The sequence below is a fragment of the Streptomyces sp. NPDC006339 genome, assembly GCF_040612775.1.
In the GTDB taxonomy this organism is placed as follows: domain Bacteria; phylum Actinomycetota; class Actinomycetes; order Streptomycetales; family Streptomycetaceae; genus Streptomyces.
In genome coordinates, this window is record NZ_JBEXQW010000019.1 from 128,775 (window position 1) to 141,449 (window position 12,675).

9 protein-coding genes are annotated in these 12,675 nt (G+C 72.1%); 6 read left to right on the forward strand and 3 right to left on the reverse strand.

Going from position 1 to position 12,675, the window contains the following annotated elements; genetic code table 11:
* The first annotated feature begins 52 nt into the window (after positions 1–52).
* The 6 genes from ABZ135_RS17705 (at position 53) to ABZ135_RS17730 (ending at position 5,447) form a co-directional block, all read left to right on the forward strand.
* The gene (locus tag ABZ135_RS17705; protein ID WP_356696639.1) at positions 53–1,072 is read left to right on the forward strand and encodes a sugar ABC transporter substrate-binding protein; all 1,020 of its coding nucleotides are present in this window, start codon (positions 53–55) and stop codon (positions 1,070–1,072) included.
* A complete protein-coding gene (locus ABZ135_RS17710) occupies positions 1,069–2,124 on the forward strand; it encodes an ABC transporter permease (protein WP_356696641.1) in 1,056 nt (351 codons plus the stop codon). The genes ABZ135_RS17705 and ABZ135_RS17710 overlap by 4 nt, the downstream gene beginning before the upstream one ends.
* A complete protein-coding gene (locus tag ABZ135_RS17715) occupies positions 2,121–2,942 on the forward strand; it encodes an ATP-binding cassette domain-containing protein (protein ID WP_356696643.1) in 822 nt (273 codons plus the stop codon). The genes ABZ135_RS17710 and ABZ135_RS17715 overlap by 4 nt, the downstream gene beginning before the upstream one ends.
* Positions 2,943–2,978: 36 nt before the next feature.
* Positions 2,979–4,169, forward strand: coding sequence for an ROK family glucokinase (locus ABZ135_RS17720; protein ID WP_356696645.1), 1,191 nt, complete (start codon positions 2,979–2,981; stop codon positions 4,167–4,169).
* Positions 4,166–4,744 carry a hypothetical protein gene (locus ABZ135_RS17725; RefSeq protein ID WP_356696647.1) on the forward strand — a complete coding sequence of 193 codons (579 nt, stop codon included), beginning with the start codon at positions 4,166–4,168 and terminating at the stop codon, positions 4,742–4,744. Before ABZ135_RS17720 ends, ABZ135_RS17725 begins: the two co-directional genes overlap by 4 nt.
* 148 nt (positions 4,745–4,892) lie before the next feature.
* The gene (locus ABZ135_RS17730) at positions 4,893–5,447 is read left to right on the forward strand and encodes a hypothetical protein (protein WP_356696649.1); all 555 of its coding nucleotides are present in this window, start codon (positions 4,893–4,895) and stop codon (positions 5,445–5,447) included.
* A gap of 89 nt (positions 5,448–5,536) precedes the next feature.
* Here the strand turns inward: ABZ135_RS17730 and ABZ135_RS17735 are convergent, their stop codons facing one another.
* From ABZ135_RS17735 to ABZ135_RS17745, 3 genes are all read right to left on the reverse strand, one after another.
* The gene (locus tag ABZ135_RS17735; RefSeq protein ID WP_356696650.1) at positions 5,537–6,013 is read right to left on the reverse strand and encodes a hypothetical protein; all 477 of its coding nucleotides are present in this window, start codon (positions 6,011–6,013) and stop codon (positions 5,537–5,539) included.
* On the reverse strand, positions 6,010–7,131 hold the full coding sequence (locus tag ABZ135_RS17740) for an NAD(P)/FAD-dependent oxidoreductase (RefSeq protein WP_356696652.1): 1,122 nt from the start codon (positions 7,129–7,131) through the stop codon (positions 6,010–6,012). The genes ABZ135_RS17735 and ABZ135_RS17740 overlap by 4 nt, the downstream gene beginning before the upstream one ends.
* A 115-nt stretch (positions 7,132–7,246) precedes the next feature.
* Positions 7,247–12,541: an amino acid adenylation domain-containing protein gene (locus ABZ135_RS17745; protein ID WP_356696654.1), complete on the reverse strand. Its 5,295-nt coding sequence runs from the start codon at positions 12,539–12,541 to the stop codon at positions 7,247–7,249.
* Between the last annotated feature and the right edge of the window lie 134 nt (positions 12,542–12,675).

A 12,675-nucleotide genomic window follows, 5' to 3' on the forward strand; every position in this document is an offset into this window, starting at 1 on the left:
CATGACCGATACTGCAATGCACGCAGAAGGACACAAAGGAGGGCACGGCCTCGTGACCAGGGTTCCTACAGGAGGGGTACGCGCGGCCGTCGGCGCCGTGCTCGCGGTGGCGCTGACCGCCGCGCTCGCGGGATGCAGCAGCACCGGCGGGAAGCGCGCGGAGGACGCGCGCAAGGCGGCGGCGGCCCAGGGCAGGGCGGCCGTGGACACCCCCCGGTGGACCTTCGCCATGGTCACCCACTCGGGCGACGGCGACACCTTCTGGGACATCGTCCAGAACGGCGCCAAGCAGGCCGCCGTCAAGGACAACATCAACTTCCTCTACGCCCACAGCGACGAGGCCCAGACGCAGGCCCAGCTCATCGACTCGTACGTGGCCAAGAAGGTCGACGGTCTCATCGTCACCCTCGCCAAGCCGGACGCGATGAGGACGGCGGTCGAGAAGGCCGTCAAGGCCGGCATTCCGGTGATCACCGTGAACTCCGGCGCCGAGCAGTCCCGGGCCTTCGGCGCCCTCACCCACATCGGCCAGGACGAGACCGTCGCGGGCGAGGCCGTCGGCGACGAGCTCGACCGGCGCGGCCGCAAGAAGGCCCTGTGCGTCCTGCACGAGCAGGGCAACGTCGGCCACGAGCAGCGCTGCGCCGGAGCGAAGAAGACCTTCGGCGGCGACTTGCAGAACCTCTACGTCGACGGCACCAACATGCCCGACGTCCAGGCGTCCGTCCTCGCCAAGCTCCAGTCCGACCCGTCCATCGACGCCGTCGTCACCCTCGGCGCGCCCTTCGCCGACGCCGCCGTCCAGGCGAAGAAGACCGCCGGCAGCAAGGCCGAGATCGACACCTTCGACCTCAACGCCAAGGTCGCCGGCGCCCTGGAGGCCGGCACCCTCGGCTTCGCCGTCGACCAGCAGCCCTACCTCCAGGGCTACCAGGCCGTCGACCTGCTCTGGCTCTACCGCTACAACGCCGACGTCCTCGGCGGCGGCAAGCCGGTCCTCACCGGCCCGCAGATCATCACCAAGGACCAGGCCGGCGCGCTGAAGGGCTACACCGAGCGGGGCACCCGATGAGCGCCACCGCACCGCCCTCCGACGGCCTCGACCACGTCGACGAACGTCTCCTGCGCACCTCGCCGCTGAAGAAGCTGCTCGCCCGGCCCGAGCTCGGCTCGATCGTCGGCGCGATCGCCGTCTTCGTCTTCTTCTCCGTGGTCGCCGACAGCTTCCTGCGCGCCTCCAGCCTCGGCACGGTCCTGTACGCGGCCTCCACCATCGGCATCATGGCCGTGCCGGTCGCCCTGCTGATGATCGGCGGCGAGTTCGACCTGTCCGCCGGCGTCCTGGTCACCACCTCGGCGCTGATCTCCTCGATGTTCAGCTACCAGATGACCGCGAACGTCTGGGTGGGCGTCGGCGTCTCGCTGCTCGTCACCCTCGCCGTCGGCGCGTTCAACGGCTTCATGCTGACCCGCACGAAGCTGCCGAGCTTCATCATCACCCTCGGCACCTTCCTCATGCTGACCGGACTGAACCTCGGCTTCACCAAGCTGATCAGCGGCACCGTCTCCACCAAGTCGATCGCCGACATGGAGGGCTTCCCCTCCGCCCGCGCGCTGTTCGCCTCCACCTGGACCGTCGGCGGCGTCGAGCTCAAGGTCACCGTCCTGTGGTGGATCGTCCTGGTCGGCCTCGCCACCTGGATCCTGCTGCGCACCCGCTTCGGCAACTGGATCTTCGCCGTCGGCGGCGGCGCCGACGCCGCCCGCGCGGTCGGCGTCCCGGTCCACCGGACCAAGATCGGCCTCTATATGGGCGTGGCCTTCGCCGCCTGGGTCTCCGGCCAGCACCTGCTGTTCTCGTTCGACGTCGTCCAGTCGGGCGAGGGCGTCGGCAACGAGCTGATCTACATCATCGCGGCCGTCATCGGCGGCTGCCTGATCACCGGCGGCTACGGCTCCGCCATCGGCTCCGCGGTCGGCGCCCTCATCTTCGGCATGACCGGCAAGGGCATCGTGTACGCGGAGTGGAACCCCGACTGGTTCAAGTTCTTCCTCGGCGCCATGCTGCTGCTCGCCACGCTCCTGAACGCCTGGATCCGCAAGCGCGTGGAGGCCGCCAAGTGACCCCGACGACGAAGACCGCCGGGCCCGCGCCCCTGGTCGAGCTCGACACCGTCAGCAAGTACTACGGCAACATCCGGGCCCTCGAAGGGGTCTCGCTCCAGGTGCACGCGGGGGAGATCTCCTGCGTCCTCGGCGACAACGGCGCCGGCAAGTCCACCCTCATCAAGATCGTCGCCGGTCTGCACGGGCACGACGCCGGCACCTTCCGCATCGAGGGCGAGGAGGTCGCGCTCGCCAACCCGCGCGACGCCCTGGACCGCGGCATCGCCACCGTCTACCAGGACCTCGCCGTCGTCCCCCTGATGCCGGTGTGGCGCAACTTCTTCCTCGGCTCCGAGCCCACCCGGGGCAAGGGCCCCTTCAAGCGGCTCGACGTCGAGCTGATGCGCACCACCACCCGCGAGGCCCTGCTCCGCATGGGCATCGACCTGCGCGACGTCGACCAGCCCATCGGCACCCTCTCCGGCGGCGAGCGCCAGTGCGTGGCCATCGCCCGCGCCGTCCACTTCGGCGCCAAGGTCCTCGTCCTGGACGAGCCGACCGCCGCGCTCGGCGTCAAGCAGTCCGGGGTGGTCCTGAAGTATGTGGCCGCCGCACGTGACCAGGGCCTCGGTGTGGTCCTCATCACCCACAACCCGCACCACGCCTACCTCGTCGGCGACCGTTTCGTGCTGCTCAAGCGTGGCGTCATGGCCGGCAGCCACACCAAGGGTTCCATCAGCCTGGACGAGTTGACCCGCCAGATGGCCGGCGGCAGCGAGCTGGAGGACCTCCGCCACGAGCTGGCGCGACCGTCCGGCCCGCCGTCCGCTTCGTAACGCGTCCCTCACACCCCACCTGGCAGAATCGAGCCGATGAGTACCTACCGTGACCTCGCCCACCGCGGCTCCGCCCGCGGCACGGTCCTGCGGACGATCGGCAGCCGGGAGCGGCGCTCGCACCTGTCCGCGCCCCGGGTGCCGACCGTCGGCATCGACATCGGCGGTACGAAGGTGATGGCCGGTGTCGTCGACGCGGACGGCACCATCCTGGAGCAGGTCCGCACGGAGACCCCGGACAAGTCCAAGAGCCCGAAGGTCGTCGAGGACACCATCGTCGAGCTCGTCCTGGACCTCTCCGACCGCCACGACGTGCACGCCGTCGGCATCGGCGCGGCCGGCTGGGTGGACGCCGACCGGGCCCGGGTGCTCTTCGCCCCCCACCTCGCCTGGCGCAACGAGCCGCTGCGCGACGCCCTCCAGGACCGGCTGGCCGTCCCCGTCATGGTGGACAACGACGCCAACACCGCCGCCTGGGCCGAGTGGCGCTTCGGCGCCGGCCGCGGCGAGGACCACCTCGTCATGATCACCCTCGGCACCGGCATCGGCGGCGCCATCCTGGAGGACGGCCAGGTCAAGCGCGGCAAGTTCGGGGTCGCCGGCGAGTTCGGGCACATGCAGGTGGTGCCCGGCGGCCACCGCTGCCCCTGCGGCAACCGCGGCTGCTGGGAGCAGTACAGCTCCGGCAACGCCCTGGTCCGCGAGGCCCGGGAGCTCGCCGCCGCCGACTCCCCGGTCGCGTACAACATCATCGAGCGGGTCAAGGGCAGCGTCCCCGACATCACCGGCCCGCTGATCACCGAGCTGGCCCGCGAGGGCGACGCCATGTGCGTCGAGCTGTTCCAGGACATCGGCCAGTGGCTCGGCGTCGGCATCGCCAATCTCGCCGCCGCCCTCGACCCGTCCTGCTTCGTCATCGGCGGCGGCGTCTCGGCCGCCGACGACCTGCTGATCGGCCCCGCCAGGGACGCCTTCCGCCGCCACCTCACCGGCCGCGGCTACCGGCCCGAGGCCCGCATCGCCCGGGCCCAGCTCGGCCCCGAGGCCGGCATGGTCGGCGCCGCCGACCTCGCCCGGCTCGTCGCCCGCCGCTTCCGCCGGGCGAACCGGCGCCGCGTCGAGCGCTACGAGCGCTACGGCCGCTACGCGCAGGCCCTGCGCGGCGCCGCGGCCGCCGCCGACCGCACCCCCCGCACCCCCGGCACCACCCAGGACCCTTCTTCATGACCGTGCCCCACCCGACGGCGTCCCCGGAGCACCAGGACGGCAAGCTGCCCGAGGACCGCCGGCACATGCTGCGCCGCCGCTGGCTCACCGCGATCATCATCGTGCTCCTCGTCGGCGTCCCCGCCGGCTATCTGGTGATCTCCGCCGGCCAGAGCCGCGACAGCGGCCGCGACAAGGAGCGCGAGTCCTCCGTCGTCGGCCTCCAGGACAACCGGCCCTCCCTGATGAAGCGCCGGATCTACGAGATCCCGATCCCCACCGACGCCTGGCACGTGGCCTACTACGAGACCAGCAACTGGAAGACCAGCCGGCTCTACGTCCAGTTCACGACCACCGCGGCCGGCCTCGACGCCTACCTCCACGACAGCGGTACCGGCCGCGCCGCCCTCACCCCCGGCGAGGTCACCGTCAGCGACCGTGACGCCGGGATCGTGGGCTGGGACTTCCGCCCGGACCGGAGCTGGTCCGGCACCACCGTGAAGCGCGAGAGGCCGCGCCCCACCAGCGACATCACGGTCAATCTGGATGATCCGGCCTTCCCCCGTGTGTACGTGGTCTCCACGACGTCTCCCTGATCGGGAGACGGTCTTCACCGCACCCTGACCGAAAATACGAAAGTAGGCCGAATATCTCGACGCGGTGACCCCCGATCGGAGAAGCTGTCCCCAACAGGCCGTCACTCGGGCCTCGTTGGACAACTTCTGTATATGTTCGGGGGAGAAGATGGCAGGACTCGCACACCGCTGGTTGACGCGCTCGATAGGCGTGGCGACCGCGGCGGTACTGATCACCGGGGGTGCGGCCGGCGTCACGTTCGCCGCCGAGAGCGCGCCCACCGTCGCCGCGGCCGAGACATGGCTGCCCTCGTTCGAGGTCACCTCGAAGTTCGGGGTCGTGGCGACCACGCACCCGGACACCGTGGGCTGCGACGGCTACAACGTGACGGGGTCGGGCACCTCGACCGGCCGGCCCATCACCAGCGGCACCTGGACCCAGACCGAGGTGGCGTGCAAGGCGACCATCCCCGGGAAGTGGGACATCAAGGGGACCGGCACCATCACGGAACCCGACGGTGACAAGCTCCACGTCAGCTACCAGCTCACCGCCCCGCTGACCTCGGACACCATGGTCTACCCGACCGGCACCTACAAGATCACGGGTGGCACCGGGAACTACCAGTTCGCGACCGGCACCGGCAAGATGAACGCCCGGGTCAACATGCTCGACCACTCGGACGTGACGAGCACGATGATGGGGACGATCGAGTACCTCGGCTGATCTCCGCCCCGCCGACGACGGAAGGCGGCGCCCCGGACCACCGGGCGCCGCCTCTCGTACGTCTCGCCCGTACGTCTCGCCCGTACGGATCAGCCGGCCGTGCGCCGGGCCGCCTCGGCCAGCAACTCCCGCTGCTCCTCGGGCCCGAGACCCAGCTCCCGTACCATCCGCAGCGTCAGGACCAGCAGGGCCTGCATCGTCGTCTCCGCGACCGGCCGCCCGCCGCCGGACGGCACGGTGCCCTCGGCCAGGGCGTCGGACAGGGCGTCGGCGATCAGGCGGGCCAGGAACGCCGCGTCGAAGTCCTCGGCGCCGGCCTCCAGCGAGCCGAGGAACTCCGCGACGTAACCGTCGATCTCCTGCGGTGTCGCACCCTGCGGGAAGCGGCGGCGGACCGTGATCCCGAAGGCGGCGCCGACCGCCCGCCCGTAGCGCTCAGCGGCCGGGTCGAGCGCGGCGGACTTCTGCGCGAACCCGATGAAGTCGAACGCCAACAGCGCGCCCAGCACGTCGAGTTCGGTCGCGTACGTCATGGAGGTCGTGGAGGTCGTCGCACCGGTGGTCATGACGGTTCGCCTTCTGCCGTGGCGGGAGTGGTCGTGGTGCCGCCGTGGGCGGCGGTGGTGATCGCCGCGGCGATGTGCTCGGCGTCCCGGCCGACGAAACCGATCAGTGCCGAGCCGCGGGTACGCATCCGGTACAGCCCCAGGTAGTAGCTGCCCGGCAGCGCCCCCACCCCCTCGGTGTGCAGCGGCTGCCCGGCCTCGTCGAGCATCTCCGGGTCGAGCCAGCTCCAGTCGGTGCGGTAGCCGGTCGCCCATATCACCGTGGACGGCTTGACGCGCTCGCCGTCCGCGGCCAGCAGCTCACCGCCCTCGGCCGCGACGATCCGGCCCACCGTCCGGATCCGGCCCGCCGCGACCAGCTCCGGCACCCGGTCCCCGACGACCGGATCGGGCGCCTGCATGTTCACCGGCAGACTCATCACCCCGAGGACGCTCATCCACCAGAACATGTCCCGGCCGACCACCCTCTGCGGCAGCGGCGGCGACACGCTCTCGCCGCAACCGAGCACCACACTGTGGGTCTCGGCCAGCTCCACGGCGATCTGCCGGCCGGAGTTGCCGTCCCCGACCACCACCACGGGCCCCGGCGGCAGTTGCTCCGGGCCGCGGTAGTCGGAGGTGTGCAGGGTGAACACGTCCCCGCTCAGCCCCGCGGCGAACTCCGGGATCCGGGGCACGCCGAACGCGCCGGTCGCGATCACGACCTGCCCGGCACGGCACTCGCCGTGCGCGGTGCTCAGCACATAGCCGTCACCGTCCCGGCGCAGCGACCGCACCCGGTGGCCGGCCAGCACCGGAAGCTCGAACCGCTCGGCGTAGTCCCGCAGATACGCCGCCACCTCGTCCTTGCCGGGGTAGCGGGCCGCGGGACCGGGGAACGGCAGCCCCGGCAGCCCGGAGAACTGCGCGGACGTGAACAGCGTCAGCGAGTCCCAGCGCCGCTCCCAGCTCTCGCCTATCCCGTCGCCCGCGTCCAGCAGCACACACTCCACGCCGGCCCGGCGCAGGTGGTACCCGACGGCGAGGCCGGACTGGCCCGCCCCGACGACCGCCACCGGCACCGTGGCCGGCAACTCCTCCACCGGCCGCCGTCGCGGGTCGGCCTGATCACTTCGCATACCGCATGTCCTCACGTCGTGGACCTGGACCCCGCCGGACCGGACCCTCGAGGACCGGTCCGGCGGGAAGGAAGGGGCCGGCCGGGCCGCCCGAGAGCGGCCCGGCCGGTTCGGATCAGTGGGCGCCGAGCGCCCGGCGCAGCTCACCGGCCAGCACGCGCAGCCGCTCGCCGCGCATCACCGAGTAGTGGTCGCCGGGCACGTCGACGAGCGTGGCGTCGCCGGTGAAGAACTCCATCCAGCGGGCGGCCGTCTCGACCGTCGCACCGCCGTCCGCGGCCCGCAGCGACACCACCCGCCCGGCGAACCCGCTCGGCGCGTAGCGCAGCAGAGCCCGGTAGTTGCGCTGGAACCGGCCGACGATACGGCTCAGCGTGCCGAGGTCGATGTCCTCCGACAACGCCCCCGCCGCACGGGCCTCGGCATGCAACACCTCGACCGGCGGGCGGCCGTCGAACGCCTCAGGCGGCAGCTCCCAGTCGACCCCGGCCAGGCCCGCCAGATCCCGGGCGAACCAGGACAGCAACACCTCGTCGGAGACCGGCGCACCCTCGTCCGGCCCCGGCCGCACCATCAGATCGACCACGGCCAGCAGATCCACCTCGGCACCCGAAGCGGTCAACTGGGCCGCCATCTCCAGGGCGATCACCCCGCCCATCGACCAGCCGCCGAGCCGGTACGGCCCCTCGGGCAGCGCCGCGCGCACCGCCGCGACATAGTGGGCGGCCATCTCCTCCACACTGCCCAGCTCGATGTCCGGCAACTGCAGCGCGTAGAACGGCTGGTCCGCGCCGAGGAGTTCGGCGAGCTCCGCGTAACAGAGCACGTCACCGCCGACCGGGTGGACGAACACCAGCGGAGTCCGCGACCCGCCGGTGCGCACCGGCACCAGGGCCCCACGGCCCTCCTCGCCGCTGCCGGCCTCCCGGACCGCCCGGGCCAGCAGCTCGATCGTCGGCCGGGTGAAGAGCGTGGACAGCGGCAGACTGCGCCCCAGACCACGGGCGATCCTGGCCATCAGCCGCACCGCGAGCAGCGAGTCCCCGCCGAGCTCGAAGAAGCTCGCGGTCACCCCGATCTCGGTCACGCCGAAGAACTCGGCCCAGATCTCCGCGAGCCGGCGCTCCACCTCGTCGCGCGGCGCCACGAAGCCGGACCCCTCGGCCGCGACCTCGTCGGCCGCCGGCAGCGCCGCCCGGTCCACCTTCCCGTTGTCGCTGAGCGGCAGCTCGTCCAGGACCAGGACCCGCTGCGGCACCAGATGCTGCGGCACCACCCGGCGCAGCGCCTCGACGATCTGCTGCTCGCCGTCGTCGCGACCCTCGTCGAGGACGACGTACGCGATCAGCCGCTTGGGCCCGTGCTGCTCGCCCGCCGCGACGACCGCGGCGGCCCGCACGCCCTCGCACTGGGTGAGCGCGGCCTCCACCTCGCCCAGCTCGATGCGATACCCCTGGATCTTCACCTGGGAGTCGAGCCGGCCGAGGAACTCGATGGTGCCGTCCGGCAGGAAGCGTCCCATGTCCCCGGTGCGGTAGAGGCGTTCACCGGTGACCGGGTGGTGCAGGAAGGCCGCGCCGGTCTTCGCCTCGTCGTTCAGATAGCCGCGGGCCAGACCCACACCCGCGATGTACAGGTCGCCCGGCACCCACACCGGGCACGGCCGCAGCGCGCCGTCCAGCACGTGGAAGCGCTGGTTACGCATCGCCTTGCCGTACGGAATGCTCACCCAGTCGTCCCCGACGTCACCGATCGGGTGCAGGATCGACCAGATCGACGCCTCCGTCGCGCCACCGAGGCTCCACAGCTCGGCGTCCGGCAGCAACTGCCGGATCCGGCCGGGCAGGGTCACCGGGATCCAGTCCCCGCTCATCATGACCAGCCGCAGCGGCAGCCCGGACAGCCCTTCGGCGAGGGCGTGTTCGGTGAACATCTCCATCAACGCGGGAACGCTGTTCCAGACCGTCACCCCGTGCTCGGCGACGAGCTCCGCCCAGCGGGCGGGCTCGCGGTGCGCGGCCGGCTCGGGCAGCACGAGGGCACCGCCCACCGACAGCAGTCCGAAGACGTCGTACACCGACAGGTCGAAGTGCATCGCGGACAGCCCCAGGGCCCGGTCCGCCGCCGTCACCCGATAGCGCTCGTTGACGTCGACGACCGTGTTCAGGGCCGCGCCGTGCTCGATCATCACGCCCTTGGGCAGTCCGGTGGACCCCGAAGTGAAGATCACATAGGCGAGATCGGTGGGCGTGGCGCCGGACGGACCGAGCGGTTCGTCCTCCTCGCCGCCCGGTGCGTCGGACGTGTCCGCCGTGACCTGGTCGCCCGCCACGGCCTGGTCGTCAGCCATGGCCTGGTCGTCCGTGCCCACCACGGTCCTGGCCACGCCCTGCGGCCAGTCCGCCGTGTCCTCCACCCACGGCTGGGTGACGACCCGGCTGATCCCGGCACTGTCGAGCAGGACGTGCAGCCGCTCGGCGGGCACCCGCGCGTCGATCGGGACGTACGCCGCCCCCGCCCGCAGGATGCCGAGCGCCGCGACGACCTGCTCCCAGCCCTTGTCCATGACGATCGCCACCAGGTCGCCGGGACCGGCTCCCTGGGCGCGCAGCGCGTGCCCCACCCGGCGGGACCTGCGCTCGAGCTCCCCGTACGTCAGGGTCAGCGCCTGCGAGATCACCGCCGGCGCGTCCGGCGTGTCCGCCGCCCGGGCGAGGACCGCGTCGTGCAGCAGCCCCTCGGGCAGGGGCCCGTCGGTGGCGTTCGCCGCGGCCCGCACCTCCAGGTCGGCGGCCGGAGTGAGGACGGGCCTCGGCCGCTGCCAGGCCGCGGGGTCACGGCACAGGTCGTGCAGCAACCGCAGATAGCCGGCGAACATGGCGTCCACACAGCCCGCCGGGAACAGTTCCTCGATCACGTCCCAGTTCAGGACGAGCTCACCGGCCTCCTCGACCGCCTGGTGGTCCAGCCACACCTGCGGGGTGCGGACCGAACTGCTCACCTGACGGCCGTTCTCGCCGATCCCGGCGAGGTACTGGACGACTCCGCGCTGCTCGGTGTCCTGCTGGCCGCTGAAGTTGACCAGACTGGTGAACACGACCGGCGCGGCGGCCCGCACCGAGGCACCGCGGGCCCGGTTCAGCTCCCGCAGCACCTGCACACCGCTCACCTGGCTGTGCTCCAGGTCGCTCCACAGCCGGCGCTGCACCTCGGCGGCGCGGGCCGCGAACGCGTCGTCGGCCGCGTCCCGGATCTCCAGCATCAGGGTGGTGGAGAAGTTGCCGATGACGTCGCCGACCTGCGGATGCAGCGGCAGCCGGTTGAAGAACAGCAGGTTCAGCGAGAAGTCGGGCGTGGCGCTCCACTCCGCGATCACCTGCGCGTACGCCGTGCACAGGGCCGCCGAGGCGCTGACCCCGGCCGTGGCCGCGTGCTCCTTGAACCGGGCCCAGTCCTCCTTCGACAGGGTCGCGCCCCGGTGGTCGAACACCGGCCGCACCAGGCTCGACGGGTCGACCGCCAGCGGCAGTTGCGGCGCGGGCGGCAGCGTGTCGAGCCGGTCCCGCCAGTAGGCGAGCGCCCGGTCGTACTCGGGCCCGGACTCCAGCTCACGCACCTGCCGGACGTAGTCCCGGTAGCGCAGCCGCAGTTCGGGCAGCGTCTCCCCGCGGTAGTGGGCGGCCCACTCCTTGAACAGGATCGACGTGCTGAACCCGTCGATGATCAGGGCGTCGAAGCCGGCGTGCAGCCGGATCGCCCGGTCGTCGACCCGGGTCACCCGCACGTCGAACAGCGGCCAGCGGGCGGTGTCGAAGACCTGGTGCCGCATCTCCTCGTGCACGGCGGCCAGCGCGGCCTCACGGCCGTCGGGATCCAGGGCGGACACGTCGGTCTCACGGATCACATAGGCCGGGACCTCGCGCAGCACGCGCTGCTCGCCCTCCGGCGTGAAGACCGCCCGCAGCATGTCGTGGCGCTCGATCATCGCCCGGAACGACGCGCCGAGCCGGTCCAGGTCCACGTTCTCCAGGTCGATCTCGATCTGGAAGTACGTGGAGGTGTTGCCCAGTTCGAAGGCGTCACCGCGTCCGACGAGATACGCCTGCTGGAGGTCGGTCAGGCCGAAGGGCTCGTACCGCTCGTCGTCGGGGGCGTGGGGAGCGTCGGTGGTGTCGATGGCGTCGGTGTGCGGGGTCTCCGCCGGGGTGTCGGGGGCGGTGACGGGGCTGAGGGCGGCGAGGACGTCCTCGGCGAGGTCGTCGGTGCTGCGGCCGTCGAGGAACGCCGTCATCGGCAGCAGGACGTCGAACTCGCGGTTCAGCGTCGTCCGGATCTTCATCGCGATCAGCGAGTCGAGCCCCAGCGCCTGCAACGACTGCCCGGCGTCGAGCCGCACCGCTGTGGTGCCCAGCGCCTGCGCGACGGTCCGGATCACGAGGGCCCGTACGTCGTGCGGCTCGGGAGCCGGCGTGGGCGGGGCTACGGGGAGGAGTACGGGTTCGGGCGCGGGCGCGGGCGCCGGGGCCGTCGCCTCTGCCGTCGCCGCTGTCGTCGCCGGTTCCGTGGCGGGCCGGGTCAGGGCGGGGGCGAAGCGGACGCCGTCGGCCTCGGCGACCAGCCGGCCGTGGACGTCGACGAGCCGGATACGTGCCAGGGTGCCGCCCTCGAACAGCTCGGCGTGACAGCGCAGCCCCTCCTGGGAGCCGCCGCGGTCGTAGTGCACGAAGCGCTCCAGAGCGACCGGCACGAGGGCCGGGCCGTCCACCGGGAAGCAGGCCAGCGCGGTCTGGAACATCGCGTCGACGAGCCCGGGGTGCATCCGATACGGCTCCGCCTCGCCGGGTGCGGCGGGCCGGAGCTCGGCGGTGGCCTCGCCGCGGCCGAGCCGGATCAGCTCCACCCAGCGGGCGGCGGAACCCAGATACAGGGCACGCTGCCACAGCATCCGGTACAGCTCGTCACCGGTCAGCTCGCGGCCCGAACCGACCGGGGCGAGCGTCACCGTCGGAGCGGCCGACGCACCGGACCGCGCCCGGCCCTGGGCGTGGAGCTGCCAGCCGCCGGCCGCGTCCTGGGCGTAGTAGCGGAACTCCCCGTGGTGCACGACGAGTTGCGCGGCGCGCTCGGCACGATCCGTCGGCCGGTCGGCGACGACGGGCTCCAGCACCAGGTCGACGGGCAGCTCCAGGTCCTCCACGGACACCGGCCCGGCCCCGGCGAGCTCCGTGACCGCCTCGATCAGCGTCTCCACGACCACACCGGCACTGACCACGGGCCGCCCACCGACCACGAAGTCACCGAGGCAGGCGTGCGCCACCGGATCGAGCCGCGGGGCGAACTGCGCCTCCGCGAGCGGGGACGACGGCAGCCGCACACCCAACAGGGCTCCCGCTTCCGCGGACTGTGCCACCGGCTGGGGCGCACGGTGTGCGGCGACGGGTTCGGGACGGGGTTCGAGCCAGTAGCGCTGGCGTTGGAAGGGGTAGGAGGGGAGTTCGGTGGTGTGGGGGTGGTAGGGGGTGAGGAGGGTGGTCCAGTGGGGGG